A 14,363-nucleotide genomic window follows, 5' to 3' on the forward strand; every position below is an offset into this window, starting at 1 on the left:
TTAACGTTCCAAGCATTCATGCCGGCACTCACGGACGGCTCCGCACGCTTAGTTTTTCGAACTACAAGTCGAAAGGCGGCAACGAACGCTGCGAATTCTGTTCAATGTGCTGCAATTTCGTTAAACAGCGATGTGAGCACGTGGTCGGCCCATACCCCATTGATTCTTAGATAGGACCGAGCCAGCCCTTCGCGCTCGAACCCTAGCCGCTCTAGGAGCTGTGCACTACGAACATTTTCGGGCCTGAAGTTCGCCATTACCCTGTGCAATCCGACTTGATCGAAAATATAGGAGATCGCTGGCGTCAATGCTTCGCGCATCAAACCGTGCCCTTCAAACCGCTTTGCGAGAACCCAAGGTGACATGCCTGGAAGGGCCCGCGCACGATGTTGGTGAAGTTGCATTCTCCCACCATCTCTCCGTTTTCCGGCGAGATTAATAACAGATGCACTGCGTGTCCTGACGCGTTGTTATGCGCCATCGCGGACAGCCGCCGCGCGACTGATTCTGCTTCAAAAAAGCTGTCGGCTCGAAGAGGCTCCCAAGGCTGCAAATGAGCGCGATTTTCAGTGCAGTATCCCTGCACCTCACGCACGAACTGCTCACAAGCCGGGGCAAGTTTCAGGCGTGCCGTTGAGATTTGAGGTAGCGTATCGGGAAGAGCACTCCCCACATTGTTCTCCGTTGATGAGGGCGTACGAGTATGTTCAGTCGGAGATTTTTCGTCAACAGTTCGGCTGGCGACGCACTAGTCAATGTCCGCTGCTGGAAGAGCCAGCCGACTGCTTGGGTCGATCACGGTCCGACGGGCGAGGCGTGACTGCGGCGATCGCCTGCGACAGGACGACGGGCAAGGATCGGCCAATTTCTGCCACTCGCCAGAACCATGCAACGGTCACTCGAATGGCCGGTCTGCTCTCCGAAACCAGCCGATGCCCGATGCGCGTATGTTGGCCGAAGCGGGCTCCCTCAGTGAGCCCGCGTGCTTCATCAATTGAGGGACCGGCTCAAGTCTGGTTGCCCCACAGATCTTCAATCGCGCGGATCGCTAGCAAATATCCGTTCGCTCCTGCCCCGCAGATCACCGCAGTGGCCGCCACCGAGATCGTCGAGTGGCGATATTCTTCCGAACGCTTGTGGATGTTGGTGATATGCAATTCCACTACCGGCCGTTGGATGAGCTTGACCGCGTCGAGCACCGGAATACGACCGAACGAAAAGCCGGCCGGATTGATGATCAGCGCGGCGTCCTGCAGGAACGCTTCCTGGATCCAGTCGATCAGCTCGCTTTCGCTGTTGGTCTGACGGAATACGCAGTCGAACTTGAGCGCGTCGGCGAGTGTCAGGCAGTTCTGTTCGATGTCCTTGAGCGTGGTGGTGCCATAGATGTGAGGCTCCCTTGCGCCCAGCATGTTCAGATTGGAGCCATTGAGGATGTAGAGTTTGCGAGTCATGGTTTCAATGTGTAGAGGAGCGTTCCAAGGCAGTGCCTTTGGTTTCCCGGGATACGGCGATCATGAGGAAGGAGAGCAGATTCAGCGAGCCACAAACAGCTACGATGGCCCACGGGGAACCGTGAAAGGCATTGAGCAACGCCACGGCGACGATCGGCATCGGGCCGCCGGTGAGCAGGTTGGCTCCCGAGTACGACAGTGCGGACCCCGTATAGCGCGCCTCGGTCGGGAAAGACTCGGCGAACCAGACCGGCTGGATGCCACTCTGGAACTGTGTGAAGCCGAGGAACGCGCCCATCACGGCCATCGTCATGGCGATCGAGTTCTGGTTGAGAATCGGAAAATAGATCAGGCAGCAGATTAGCGTGCAGAACGAGCCGATCATCAGCGCACGTTTGCGTCCGATCCGATCGCTCAGATAACCGCCCACCAGCGCGCCCCCGATGGCGCAGACATTCGCAACCATCAACAGCATGAAACCGGTCTGCTTGGGTACACCGAGGTGTTTCGTCAGGTAGCTGAGCGAGAAAACCACGATCAGATAAAACAGCGCGGCGGGGCCGCAGAAGAACAGCGTCAGACGAAGAGCGGTGCGCCAGTGGTACTTGAACACGATGCCGAGCGGATTGGCGGCGCGTGCGCGCGGGCCACTCTTGTTGAGCGCCTCGAAGGCCGGTGTCTCGCTAACCTTCCTGCGGATGTAGACGCCCAGCAGCACAAGGACAAAGCTTGCGAGGAACGGGATCCGCCATCCCCAGGAGTCGAAGTCGTCCGACGAAAGCAAGGCGGCCAGCGTAAAGAGCGAGAAATTGGCGAGGATCTGGCTGAGTGGCGAGCAAATGCCGAGCAGGCCCGAATACCACCCACGTCGGTTAGCAGACGCATGCTCCACCGCCATCAGTTGCGCGCCCGTCGATTCACCGCCAAGCGCGAAACCCTGAATGATGCGCAGCGACACCAGCAAAGTCGGCGCGAGGATACCAACCTGGTGGTAAGTGGGCAGCAACCCCATCAGGAACGACGACATCCCCATCACCGACACAGTGACCAGCATCAGTTTGCGGCGTCCCCAACGGTCTCCGAGCATCCCGCAGATTACCGCGCCCAGCGGGCGTGCGGCGAGTCCGGCCCAGAAGCTCGCCAGCGACGCGAGCAGCGAGGCGGTCGGATCGAGCGACGGGAAAAACAGCTTTGGAAAGATCGTGGCCGCGACCACCCCATACAACGCGAAGTCGAACCATTCGAGCGCTGTGCCGACGGTTGCGCCGGCCACCGCCCGACGCGCCATCAGGTGAGCCTGCGCGGACTGTTTTTCCGCAGCGAGGTCTGAATCAGCAAAAAATGACATGTTGTCTCCTGAATTCTGGACATGTTGAAACGTTCGTTCTGGCGACGAACAACTGCTATTGTTTGCGCTGCAAAGACGGGCCGTTCCGCACCGGAACTGCATTGCACATGATGGAAATTGACGAGAAATGTCGCTTAAAAACGGCTTGAGAATTCTCGATTTGCTGGCGTCCCACGGCGAAGGCGCAGGCCTAGTGGCCATTGCCGATGCCTTGTCCCTACCGCGCAGCACGTGTCACCGCCTGCTCACCGAGCTCGTTGAAGGCGGGTATGTCAGGCAACTGGTCGATCACAGCCGCTACATTCTGACCATGCGGATGACGTCGAACGGGCTCGAATTCCTGAGCCTGACGGGCATCGCAGATATCGCCCAGCCAATCATCGAACGCGTCGCAGCGCAGACCGGTGAGCTGGCGCGGCTGTCGCTGGTGGATGGCGAGGCAATTATCTGGGTAGGTAAGGCGGACGGACAGCGCATCGGCTTTCGCTATGATCCCGACATGGGCCAGGCAGCGCGACTTTCATGCACCTCGACCGGACACGCGTGGCTCATGACGATGACCGACGAACAGGCGATCGCACTCGTTTTCAAGCAGGGCTTCGGACAGCCGAATGAGTTCGGACCCAATGCGCCGACGACGATCAAAGCGCTGCTGGGTTTCCTGCACGCTGCGCGCGTGCGTGGTTACGCGATGATCGACGAGGTGTTCGCCCCGCGCATGTCAGCCGTGGCGGCGCCCGTGGTAAGTGGTTCGCGCTGCGTCGGCGTTATCAGTTTGGCCGGTCCGCGGGCGCGGCTGACCCCCGGGAAGATTCACGAGTACTCAGTATTGCTGCGCGACGCGGCGAATGAGCTGGCCCAGTTGAGCAATATGGCGGGATTCCCCAGTCGGCCGCCACTCGGCAAGGGATGAGGGGGAACCGGACTGACATCCTGCGGCCGGTGAACGTGGTCTGCTCGGCCGATGACACGCCGAGCGACTAACAGGACTAATGGCCGCTGTGCTCTACTACCTGGTTTTTCTTCACCAAGTCCGCCCCGCAAACAGGGTGGCACAAAAAGCCCATAGGAAGGCGCCAAGCGCTGACATATCGGCATGCATGCGCGACGCCAATTGCTATTGTTCAGACACGGCGACTCACGCGTCTCCGGTCGGCTCCGCGGGTCGTTGACGGCCATTCCGCATGCAGGCGGAAAGGGGGCTGTATGTCACGTCCAAAACAACCTCGGTCCGCGGGACGCGCACGGAATCGTGAGCAGTCCAACGGACGCATCTGGCTTGCCACTGGCATTTCGCTGACTGGACTTTGCCTGACATCCGTGGCGTTCGCGGCGGGCAACCTTCCGCAGGGCGGCCATTACGTCGCTGGTACCGGCACGATAGCGGGCGCGGGCAACAGCCTCGTGATCACCCAACCCGGTTCGGCACGCGGTGTGATCGACTGGAACAGCTTCTCGATCGGCAGGAACAATAGCGTGACGTTCAACAACGGCGCTCAACGAATCGCTTCATGAGTCACCCGGTTTCAGTGCGTTGATTCAGTTCAGGCGATCGATGCGTTTTCACACGCTCTGGGTCGACTTACGACGATCATCCGCTGCGGGGCCGGAAGCGGTTCTCCATTCAGCTATCGGACCGGGTTCGGCCAGGAACGGTCCTTCCCAATCGGGTCGCGAGCGTCCGCTTGCTCGCGGCGAGCGGACCTTCGAGGCGCGGCGACTGACGACCGTCGCTGACTCATTCCCGGGCCCACAAGGCGTGGCGCGTCCTCGAGCACTTGAGCCTTCGGTTTGGAACCATGTTCGTGATTGTGGACCACGTGGTACCGAATGTCGTTCAACGTGATTCAAAGGAAGGTTCGATTTCATCGAACAAGGTCGGGTGCACGTGTACTTCCAAATCGCATCGCCTAGAAACGGCGGGTGGCCCGACGCCAAGCGGATTCGGGGGTCAACTGTTTTGTGTATCGCATGGTCTACGATAGATCAAGGCGATGAGTGCGTTCCCGTCTGACTAACTGGTTCCTGAAGAGAAACTCCGTGGCCGCAAAGCGGAAGCGTTGCGCGGCACGGAGTGAACAAAGTCTTTGGGCTTTCTTGACCTCAGAGGTATTCCATGCTTCAAGACAGCGACGTCGCAACTCGGATCCCAGCGCAAGACCTCGCTCGCGCAAGATCTTTCTACTCGAGCAGGCTCGGCCTTGAGCCGGTGGAAGAACGGGCTGGTGGCTTCCGCTACAAATGCGGCAGGGGCTACTTCACACTCTTTCAGTCGTCTGGGTCGGCCTCAGGGACTCATACACAAATGGCCTGGGAGGTCGATGACATCCAGGCAACCGTTAGTGAGCTGCGACAGCGTGGAGTCGCGTTCGAAGAATACGATCTTCCCGGCCTCAAAACGATAAACGGGATCGCTGATATAGAAGGGAATTACCCGTCCAAGGGTGGGGTAGGCGAAAGAGCTGCCTGGTTCCGAGATAGCGAGGGCAACCTGCTCGGCATCGGGCAACCGCTTAAGTGAGCAGGCCGACGCCATGCCTCAAAGCGCCGCTTAGGGTCAAAGCAGGCTATCGGTGCAAGGGAATCGACTATTGTCGATTTCTTGACTCCCCGCTCGTCGTGCGTATGGGCGGTCGTGTTGCGATGCGCTGCCGACCGGCACCTATAGTCCGTATGGGAAAAAGGAGATTGCGAATGACCTACGTCGATGGATTTGTTGTCCCCGTGCCTACAGCCAACCGCGAAGTTTACAGGCAGTTCGCCGAAAGAGCGGCGGCCGTCTTCAAGGAGCACGGCGCGTTGAAGGTGATCGAATGCTGGGGAGATGACGTGCCGGAGGGCAAGGTGACGTCGTTTCCAATGGCGATCAAGCGCAAGGATGATGAGACGGTGGTGTTCTCCTGGGTTGTCTGGCCGTCGCATCAGTCGCGAGACGAAGGAATGAAAGCGGTAATGGCCGACCCGCGGCTGCAACCGGAAAAAGATCCGATGCCTTTTGACGGTCAGCGGCTAATCTATGGCGGTTTCGAAGTGATCGTCGACGCGTGATGGCAGAAAAACATGGAGCCGGTTCGCGTTGAGACGCGAACCGGCGCCGCGGCTTGGCATTGAACATCCGCGATGCAACGCGTGAATCTCCTGTCGGACTTACGCTACTCAGGGCAAGCTGTGAAGTCAGGTATCTGGTTAGCAGCGGACGGTCGCGCGTGACGCATAAGTGACTCCAACGGGTCGTAAGTACGCGTTCGCCGATGTGAGCGTCGCCGCTCCGGATCCGGCTCGGGCGAACGGCCGGTTAGCACCGTGCAGCCGCCCGATGAGGGACGGTAGCCGAACGTCAGCAATGGCCGAATTGTGCGGGTACCTCGTCCGTCAGGTTCGGGAGTAATTCGGCCGCTCCAACGGCAGATTTCCCGGCTCGCTGAACGGCAAGTTGTGGCCGAAGGTGCCATTCTTTGAACGATGCCATCAGGCGGATCGTCGGCCAAATCTGCGATTCGCGAGCCACACGCACTATCGTGACCGACCGCCCGCTTCCGGGAGGCACCCGGCGGTGCCGTGCCAGTGCTTGACCCTACCTGATCGGGATGGAAAGAGCTTAAACGCGGGTAGGTGCGATCGCGGTACGCGGCCGCAGCGTCGCCATGATCAGGTACATGCCGCCGCCGATCGCTACGCCGAAGAACCAGCCATATGTATTCCACCAGGCCGGCAGCAGGTTAGTGAAGTTGGGCAGGAAGGTCGAAAACACACTGCCGACCGCCGCCGCGGCCAGCGCGTTGACGTTCCAGCCGCCTTCGTAGCGATACTCGCCGTGCTCCTGGTAGAGCGCCGCGACGTTGACGTTGCCCTTGGCCACCAGATAGTAGTCCACCAGGATGATCCCCAGCAGCGGGCCCATCGTGGCGCCGATGGCGTTGACGAAGTGCGCGGCGTTGCCTTCCCACGGCGCAAACGGGTAGAGCACCAGCGCGATGGCTGCGGCGATGAAACCGCCCTTCCTGAAGCTGATCTGCCTGGGGAACGTGTTGGAGATGTCGAACGCCGCCGAGACGAAATTGGCCACCACGTTGATGCCTAGCGTGGCGACTGCGAAGGTCACCGCCGCGATGAGTGCCAGTATCCAGCTATCGAACTTGGCTGAGATCTGCTCGGGGTGCAGCAGCACTTCGCCGTACACCCTGAAGGCGGCGATGGTGGTGACGCCGGCGACCAGCGAGAACGCAATCAGGTTGACCGGCAGGCCCCACAGATTTCCTTTCTTGACTGCGTCGCGGTTTTTCGCGTAGCGCGAGAAGTCGCAAAAGTTTAGGTACAGCGCCGCGAAGTAGGTGATCCAGGTCGCGCCTACGGCCATCAGCGCCCAGAACGAGCCGGGTTCGCCGCTGACGCCGGCGTCCTTGGTCTTCTCGAGCAGCGCGTCCATCGGAATGCCATGCTCGAACGAGAAGCCGCCCGCCTTGACGCACAGGCCGATCGCCAGGATCAGCATCGCGATCCACACCGCCGGACCGGCCAGGTCCTGAAATTTGCGCACCGTTTCCATGCCCTTCTGAATGATGAGCAGTTGCAGCGCCCAGACGATGAAGTAGCAGATCACTTCCAGCCCCGAGTGGCCGAGAAAGTGCGTGCCCTTGTGGAACTCCATCAGGCTGGTGCTGCGGATCAACAGCGCGACTATCGCGCTCGAAGCCGCTGCTGTCTGCGCGCCGTACCAGAAGCAGGCCACCACGGCGCGCACCAGCGCCGCGAGGTTAGCGCCCCACACGCCGAAAGAGGCGCGCGCAAGCACCGGGTATGGCACGCCGGTCTTCTCGCCGGCGTAGCCGATCAGATTCATCAGCGCGAAGATCACGAGTGAGCCGAGCCCGATCGCCAGCACAAAGTTGGTAAAGCTGCCGCACAGCAAGAACAGGCTGGCGGCGAGGTAGTAGCCCCAGAGGCTGTGCACGTCCGAGGTCCAGACGTTGAAAATGCTAAAGGCACCCCAGTTGCGCACCCTGGCGGGTGCGAGATCTTCGTTGTAGAGGCCGGGGGAAGGGTTGCGGATTTCCATCTGTCGTCTCCTTTGAGTTCGTGGAAATGAGGAACCACCGCCAGACGACCTTGGGCGGCGATGCCCCCGCGTCTGAAGCAAGCTCGTATGCAAGAACTGTATGTACTTTGCGGCACAGCTCTGAATGGGTTAACCCTAATCGAGTGGCATGTCGGCGCAAGCCAACAATCCGATCCCACGCACAATGAGCGCAATCGCAAATGCGTCGTTGTTGTCCATGTGACCGCGCAAATCAATAAAATTGCGCGACGCTTACCGTTGCTGCGTCCCGCTCGCAATCTGTGTGATTGACCTCCGATGGTCCCGCATCGGGCGACAGCTGGCGTTCGTCAGTTCAGATGCGATCTCAAATGGCAGAAGTGGATCGGGTGCCGCCGAACGCAACCGGCGGTGCTCAGCCCCTCACCGAAGTTTGCTGTCGGACCGGGTTCGGCCAGTTGCTGACGTTCAGCGCGGTGGGACGAGAGGCAGCTTAATCCCGCATTGCGGCCACCCAAGGCTGGGCTTTAAATGACGACTGAGGTCGATCAATGAACCATTCGACCGTGCACTAATATGCGCTCACGCTCGTGCCTGCACTGCGGAGGAAAGCGATTCGGGAGCGTAATCGTTCGGTGTGCAAGAATTGGTGCGCATCGAGGCGCGAGGAGCTAGAGCATGTCACACGTTCCCTACCTCCGATGGTTGCGGCCGGCCGGTGTGCGATCGGTCCGGCTGACTACCGGACTGGTGATGTTCACCTACGTAGGCACGCATCTTCTGAATCACGCGCTGGGGAATATCTCGCTCGCATGGCTGGAGCGTGATCTGCTTGTGCAGAAGTACGTCTGGCAGGGATGGCTTGGAACGTTCGTTCTGTACAGCGCGCTCGTGTCGCATTTCTTCCTGGGTCTGTGGGCTCTGTACGAACGGCGCTCGTTGCACTGGACTCCCGGTGAGGTTGCGCAACTCGTTCTCGGCTTGTGCATACCGCCGCTGCTAGCCAACCATCTTGCAAATACGCGGGTCGCCTTTGCCGAGTTCGGCCTGAACAAGGGCTACGCGCAGGAACTGTACTCGTTCTGGATCGATTCACCGTTCTTTGGCGGTGTGCAGTTGACGCTGTTGGTGGTCGCCTGGCTGCATGGGTGTTACGGCATCTGGTTTTGGTTGCGATTGAAACCATGGTTCGGAGCGTGGCGGAGCTTGCTGCTCTGCGCTGCCGTCCTGCTCCCGGTGCTCGCGCTGCTAGGCTTCTTGCAGGGCGGACGGGAAGTGATCGCGCTCGCGCGAGACCTGTCTGGCGCGCCGCGGCGACACGGCCGACGATCGTCGGAACGAGACCGCAAAAACTTTGGCTCGCTGAGCTGCGCAATGACTTTTTGCTCTTCGATGGCGGTGCGCTGCTGCTGGTGCTTGCCGCGCGGCTGGTGCGCACGGTGCGGGAACGCCAAATCGGGCGCTTCAGCGTTCTGTATCCAGACGGGCGAAAAGCATTTGCGCCGCGCGGATTTTCGGTGCTCGAGGCTAGCCGCATGGCCGGTGTTCCGCATGCCAGCATCTGCGGCGGGCGAGCCCGATGCACGTTGTGCCGGGTACGCGTGCTCAGCGATGTTCCGCTGCCAGCGCCTGCCGAAGCGGAGCGTCGCGTTCTGGAGCGGCTGGGGGCTGATTCGCAGACAGTGCGCCTCGCCTGCCAACTGCGACCGGCCCATGATCTCACCGTGTGGCCAATGGTGCCTCCGGCAACATCGACTGCCTTCTTGCAACGGCGCCAGCGGGACGTTATGCCGCAAGAGCGATTCGCGGCGTTCATGTTCGTGGATATGCGGGATTCCACGAGGCTTGCGGCGGCACAGTTACCGTTCGACACCATATTCTTGGCCAGCCGCTTCCTGAGTGCGGTCAGCTCTGCCGTAGTCCAGGCGGGCGGCCTGCCAAATCAGTTCATGGGGGACGCAGTGCTCGCCATATTTGGCTTAAGCAGCGAGCCGTCAACCGCCTGTCGTCAGGCTCTCAGCGCCGTGCCGCTGGTGGCAGCCAATATTGACGAGCTCAGCGCTGTGCTGGAGCAGCAGCTTCAGACGAAAATTCGGTTTGGAATCGGATTGCATTGCGGCCGGGCGGTGATGGGTGAGATTGGTTTTCGCGAGCACGTCACATTCACTGCAATTGGTGACCCGTTGAACGTGGCCTCGAGACTTGAGCAGTTGACAAAGGAGATCGCTTGCGAGGCGATCGTCTCAGAACGGGTCTTCCAGCATGCGGGCGTTCCCGCCGCAGGCCTGCCGCAGCTTGCCGCGCGCTTGAGAGGCCGCGATGACATGCTGCCCGTCCGCGTGCTGTCCAAGGCGGCGCAGATGCCTCGGGCCTGACTACGCCCGCGGCGCCACGCTCACAGACTGCGTAGTGTCGCTTGACGCGTCCGAGACGAAGGCCACCGTATTAGCGCGAAAGCGGCCCTTTGCACCCCCCCTGACCGACCGCATCGGGTCGACTTGCGACGATCATCCGCTGCGGGCCGGCAAACGGTTCTCAATTCAGCTATCGGACCGGGTTCGGCCAGTTGCGGACGTTCGCGAGAGGCCGCTTTCAGGAGCCCCTCAGAACGAGTCGTCGTTCACCAGCGAATGGTGCGGCGGCATCCGCGCGAGCCGGGCGTCTCGCGCACCGGCTCAGGGCGCGTGCGGCGCCCTCACCGTCGATGCGCCGCCGCTTCAGCCGCGGTATCGTGGTACTCGGTAAACTTCGTGACCTTTCCGTTTTCGATCGTGAACACGTGCGCCCACTCGTCCTCGTACGTGCTCCCGGTCGAATGGACATGCCAGCGCTGCGTGCCGAGCACGACGACCGTGTCGCCACTGGCGATGAACTCGAGCGGCTCGAACCGTTCCGCGGTCTGCGTCGATGCAAGGATCCCGAAGAACGCCGCGACCTCCTGCGGCCCATGTCTTCTGCCGACGAACGGAATGATGTCCGTCGGCCCCGGTATGAACCAGTCGACGTTTTCGGAGAGCGTCTGCAGCACGCCGTCGATATCGGCCCTGCCGAACGCCGCGTACGCCTGCTGCACCAGTTGCGCGTTGCTTTGCTCGCTCATCGTCCCCTCCGTCATCGCCGGTTCGCGGCCTTGCGCTGCGGAGTTAGGGCCGCAGACAATTCATCATAGTCGAACCGTCGGGCGACACACGATAGATTCGCGGGCGATCGAGCGATCAATCAACGTTGATTTGATATGAGCAAACCGAGACTCCACTATCCTGCCGCCACGATCACATGCGCCTGAATTTTGCCGGCTACCGGCCCTTCGCCATGGCGGTTGGCAACCGCCTCCGTCGCTCGGTCCGTAGCGAGCTGAAGCAAGCCGGCTTCGCGCGCCTCGATTTCGTTGCGCAGCGGCGTGCCCAGGCAATAGGCGGTGGCGGCGTCGCGTGCCGAAGGATTCGCCGACATGGAGATCGAGACACGCGAAAAGGTGAGTTGCGCGACTCTTTCGGCAAGTGAACGGCGATGTGCGGGAAGCAGCTTGGCGTGACGCAGATGCAATATCGCGAGCGTTTTCGTCCGGCCTGAACACGGCGTGAGAAAATCGCCGACTCTGCTAGCCAACGATCACAAGGAACGACATGCCTTCCTCCTTTCCGATTCGCGCGATCGTCACGGGCCATACGCGTGGTCTGGGCGCGGCGCTCGCCGAACAATTGCTCGCGCGCAACGTCACGGTGCTGGGTCTGTCGCGCTCGCGGCATGCCGAGCTGAAGGCGCGCTTTGCCGCGCAGCTCGAAGAGATCGAGCTGCCGCTGGCCGAGCCCGCGCGCGTCGCACAATGGATCGGCTCGGACGCATTGAGCAACTTCGTGCGCGGCGCGCAGACCGTGCTGCTGATCAACAACGCGGGCATGGTGCAGCCGATCGGGCCCATCGAAGGACAGGACGCGGTGAACGTCGCGGACGCGGTAAGCCTGAACGTCGCGACGCCGCTGATGCTCGCGAGCGCTGTTGCCGCCGCGGCCGCCGATGCGACCGACCGGCGCATCGTGCACATCTCGAGCGGCGCAGCGCGCAATGCCTATCCGGGCTGGAGCATCTACTGCGCGACGAAGGCCGCGCTCGATCATCACGCGCGCGCCGTCGCGCTCGACGCGAATCGCGGGCTGCGCATCTGCAGCCTCGCACCGGGCGTGATCGATACGGACATGCAAGCGCAGATTCGCGGCAGCGGCGAAGAACAATTCCCGATGCGTGCGCGCTTCGAAAACCTGAAGCGCAACGGCCAACTGTCCACGCCCGAGCAATCCGCGGCGCAGCTGATCGACTACGCGCTCAGCGATGCGTTCGGGCAAATGCCGGTCGCGGACATTCGCGAGATCGCGAAATCGGCCTGAGCGGGCAATTGCTGCCGGGTTTTTGCGCTCCCGAAAATCCTCACCTCAGGCATGGAGCAGTGGCGGATCGGCGTCAGATACGGCCGCCATTGCTCCCGAAAAACCTCACCTTTGCGGGGGAAAGAGCGCTGGAAGGCATGTTTCGGGGCGCGCGTTGCTGCTCTCGCACACCGCTCCCGAAAGTTCTCACCTTTGATTGAACGCGGCCGGTTCGCTTCGCCAATACCGGCCGCGTATGCGGCAGATCGCCTGGACATTCAACGACTTACGTTACGCGACCGGCGACCAGTCAGTGCGGCGGCTGCAATGATCGCGACTGCTCAAAGCGCGCTTTGCACGCCAACAATGCATGCGGCCGACAGCACAGCATCGACGGCTCCCGAAAATCCTCACCTATGGCTAACGGGCGGACGTGCGCGCATTCCCGTGAGGCTCTTGCCGTGCGGTTTGTTCCATGCCTGGGCGTGGCCGGCTAGTTGTAAAAGAGCCCCCGCGCGCGGCCCCCGAAAACACTCACCTTTCGCGCAACGCAACCGCCGCGCACGCCCGATCGGCATGTGCTTTAGCCCATGTACCGCGACGACGTTCTTCATCACGTCGACGATCGCCGTTCTGCGCTGCGCGGGCAGATGGGCGAAAAACGCGTCGTCATGGTGATCGATTAGTTTCCGAGGAAACATCCGCGACTTGCCGCGCCGTGCAGACGTCTCCCGAATTCCCTCACCTTCAATTCTGAAGTGCGCGCACAGGTGCGCATATTCTCACCTCGGCGGCTCCCGGACGTTCTCACCTATCGGTATTAACGCGTGCGCCGCAGAATATAATCGGAGCCGACGGTCGATTGATCGTTGCGAGGCGGCAGTGCGTTGCACCGCCTGTTCTCCACTGGCTTCACGCGGCTCGAACGGCAGTTTCTGACAAACCGGCGAAGGAGGAAGAATGAAAACAAACGGCGCGAGCAGAATTCTTGGCGCAATGATCGCGATGGCCATCGCGAGTTGCGCGACCTATGCAAACGCGCAGACGGGCGGCATGCCGAGCGACGCGTCGATGCAAAGGCAGGCGGCCCCCGCGGCTTCGAACCGGAACGACAACCGGACCGACAGCGCCATTGTCCGCGACGTCCGCCGCGCATTCACGCGCACGACGAACCTCAATGCGGCGAACATTCATGTCGACGCGCGCCACGGCATCGTCACGCTGACCGGCACGGTGCCGCGGGAATCGCAAGTTGCGCGAGCCGGCAACGCCGCGCGATCAGTTCGCGGCGTCAGGAGCGTGCATAACCGGCTCACCGTGCGTCGGCACGCCAGTCAGTGAACACGGCGTGGCGGCATCGGTCGGATGGATCGATGCCGCCTGTTCGAGTTTGTCCTTCCATCGGCTTCGACCCGCACGTCGTTCAGCGTGCGCAGCGTCGCGCGGTGCACGTTTTTTCTGCTCTGCTTAAGAAACAGGTTGACCTCGACGGAAGGCGACTCCTAGAATTCAAGCATCATCACCCATGGGGCTCACGCCTTGGACACCTGCAGTAGCCGACTTTCGAAAAGATTCGCTGCCTGACTGGCAGGACGTCCGCGCTCTCTTCATTAGCCGCCGTCTTGCCAGCAGGCAGACGGTGCGCGCCGCAGTCTCTCTCCCCGTGCACCTAACGTAACGTCGTATCCGCATGACAGGAACGCCGCGTTCGAACGCGTCCGTCTGTTGATACGGCGTCGCATCGCGAGCCTGGCGCTCGCGTGGATTAACATGTGCGTAGCGAACGTGGGTGGCGAACCTGCACAGTCAACGCATCGAACGCTCGAGCGCAGCACCCGCTAACACCGACAAGGAGCCGCCATGCCGGACAGTGACAGTTATCCCTTATGCCGCTTCCCCGTCCTGCCAACTGAGGAAAGCGAGTAGACCTCCACCGCCGCGCACCGACACGCGGGCTCCGCGTCTGCTGGCTTTCCACCAGCGCGTCGAAACCGACGCACGGAGACACCTCATGCAATTCGGCCTCCTTCTTTCGCAATTCCCGCGTGTGCAGGAAGCGCGCGCCCATTACGACGGCCTGCTCGTACTGCACACCCGCGAACCGCATTCGTTCGTCGCCTTCTGCCGTCGCCTGATGTCGCGCACGTGGCGTAGCGTTTGAC

The 14,363-nt window shown here is 61.2% G+C and carries 14 protein-coding genes and 1 pseudogene; 8 read left to right on the top strand and 7 right to left on the bottom strand.

Annotated features, from left to right (window positions below; genetic code table 11):
- Nucleotides 1–101: 101 nt before the first annotated feature.
- The 4 genes from BJG93_RS28560 to BJG93_RS28575 form a co-directional block, all read right to left on the bottom strand.
- Entirely contained in the window at nt 102–404 is a 303-nt protein-coding gene (locus BJG93_RS28560; protein ID WP_322786938.1) for a GNAT family N-acetyltransferase, read from the bottom strand.
- Nucleotides 320–673: a GNAT family protein gene (locus tag BJG93_RS28565; protein WP_231337613.1), complete on the bottom strand. Its 354-nt coding sequence runs from the start codon at nt 671–673 to the stop codon at nt 320–322. The genes BJG93_RS28560 and BJG93_RS28565 overlap by 85 nt, the downstream gene beginning before the upstream one ends.
- Before the next feature lie 334 nt (nt 674–1,007).
- Nucleotides 1,008–1,454 (bottom strand): type II 3-dehydroquinate dehydratase, encoded by a 447-nt coding sequence (locus BJG93_RS28570; protein ID WP_027195411.1) that lies wholly within the window; start codon nt 1,452–1,454, stop codon nt 1,008–1,010.
- A 4-nt stretch (nt 1,455–1,458) separates the two neighbouring features.
- A complete protein-coding gene (locus BJG93_RS28575; RefSeq protein WP_027195412.1) occupies nt 1,459–2,742 on the bottom strand; it encodes an MFS transporter in 1,284 nt (427 codons plus the stop codon).
- Nucleotides 2,743–2,929: 187 nt separating this feature from the next.
- Here BJG93_RS28575 and BJG93_RS28580 point away from each other — a divergent pair, with 187 nt between their 5' ends.
- The 4 genes from BJG93_RS28580 (at nt 2,930) to BJG93_RS28595 (ending at nt 5,850) form a co-directional block, all read left to right on the top strand.
- Entirely contained in the window at nt 2,930–3,715 is a 786-nt protein-coding gene (locus tag BJG93_RS28580; protein ID WP_027195413.1) for an IclR family transcriptional regulator, read from the top strand.
- A gap of 293 nt (nt 3,716–4,008) precedes the next feature.
- Nucleotides 4,009–4,317 (top strand): hypothetical protein, encoded by a 309-nt coding sequence (locus tag BJG93_RS28585; RefSeq protein WP_456095374.1) that lies wholly within the window; start codon nt 4,009–4,011, stop codon nt 4,315–4,317.
- 601 nt (nt 4,318–4,918) lie between these two features.
- On the top strand, nt 4,919–5,323 hold the full coding sequence (locus BJG93_RS28590) for a VOC family protein (protein WP_027195415.1): 405 nt from the start codon (nt 4,919–4,921) through the stop codon (nt 5,321–5,323).
- 173 nt (nt 5,324–5,496) lie between these two features.
- Nucleotides 5,497–5,850, top strand: a complete 354-nt coding sequence (locus BJG93_RS28595) for a DUF1428 domain-containing protein (RefSeq protein WP_027195416.1) — start codon at nt 5,497–5,499, stop codon at nt 5,848–5,850.
- A gap of 550 nt (nt 5,851–6,400) precedes the next feature.
- Here the strand turns inward: BJG93_RS28595 and BJG93_RS28600 are convergent.
- Complete coding sequence (locus BJG93_RS28600) at nt 6,401–7,858, bottom strand: NCS1 family nucleobase:cation symporter-1 (RefSeq protein ID WP_027195417.1); 1,458 nt, start codon at nt 7,856–7,858, stop codon at nt 6,401–6,403.
- Between the two features lie 1,361 nt (nt 7,859–9,219).
- Between BJG93_RS28600 and BJG93_RS28605 the strand changes: the two genes are divergently transcribed.
- On the top strand, nt 9,220–10,212 hold the full coding sequence (locus BJG93_RS28605; RefSeq protein WP_231337545.1) for an adenylate/guanylate cyclase domain-containing protein: 993 nt from the start codon (nt 9,220–9,222) through the stop codon (nt 10,210–10,212).
- Nucleotides 10,213–10,532: 320 nt separating this feature from the next.
- Here the strand turns inward: BJG93_RS28605 and BJG93_RS28610 are convergent, their stop codons facing one another.
- A complete protein-coding gene (locus tag BJG93_RS28610) occupies nt 10,533–10,937 on the bottom strand; it encodes a nuclear transport factor 2 family protein (RefSeq protein WP_027195418.1) in 405 nt (134 codons plus the stop codon).
- Nucleotides 10,938–11,092: 155 nt separating this feature from the next.
- A pseudogene (locus tag BJG93_RS28615) lies at nt 11,093–11,287 on the bottom strand (SAM-dependent methyltransferase); the annotation flags it as partial.
- A 176-nt stretch (nt 11,288–11,463) separates the two neighbouring features.
- Between BJG93_RS28615 and BJG93_RS28620 the strand changes: the two are divergent.
- The 3 genes from BJG93_RS28620 (at nt 11,464) to BJG93_RS28630 (ending at nt 14,362) form a co-directional block, all read left to right on the top strand.
- Nucleotides 11,464–12,222, top strand: a complete 759-nt coding sequence (locus tag BJG93_RS28620) for an SDR family oxidoreductase (protein WP_027195420.1) — start codon at nt 11,464–11,466, stop codon at nt 12,220–12,222.
- Nucleotides 12,223–13,161: 939 nt separating this feature from the next.
- The gene (locus BJG93_RS28625) at nt 13,162–13,542 is read left to right on the top strand and encodes a BON domain-containing protein (protein ID WP_027195421.1); all 381 of its coding nucleotides are present in this window, start codon (nt 13,162–13,164) and stop codon (nt 13,540–13,542) included.
- A 670-nt stretch (nt 13,543–14,212) separates the two neighbouring features.
- A complete protein-coding gene (locus BJG93_RS28630; RefSeq protein WP_167544169.1) occupies nt 14,213–14,362 on the top strand; it encodes a hypothetical protein in 150 nt (49 codons plus the stop codon).
- The last annotated feature ends 1 nt before the right edge of the window (nt 14,363 follow it).

Source organism: Paraburkholderia sprentiae WSM5005, from assembly GCF_001865575.2.
GTDB classification, from domain to species: Bacteria; Pseudomonadota; Gammaproteobacteria; order Burkholderiales; family Burkholderiaceae; genus Paraburkholderia; species Paraburkholderia sprentiae.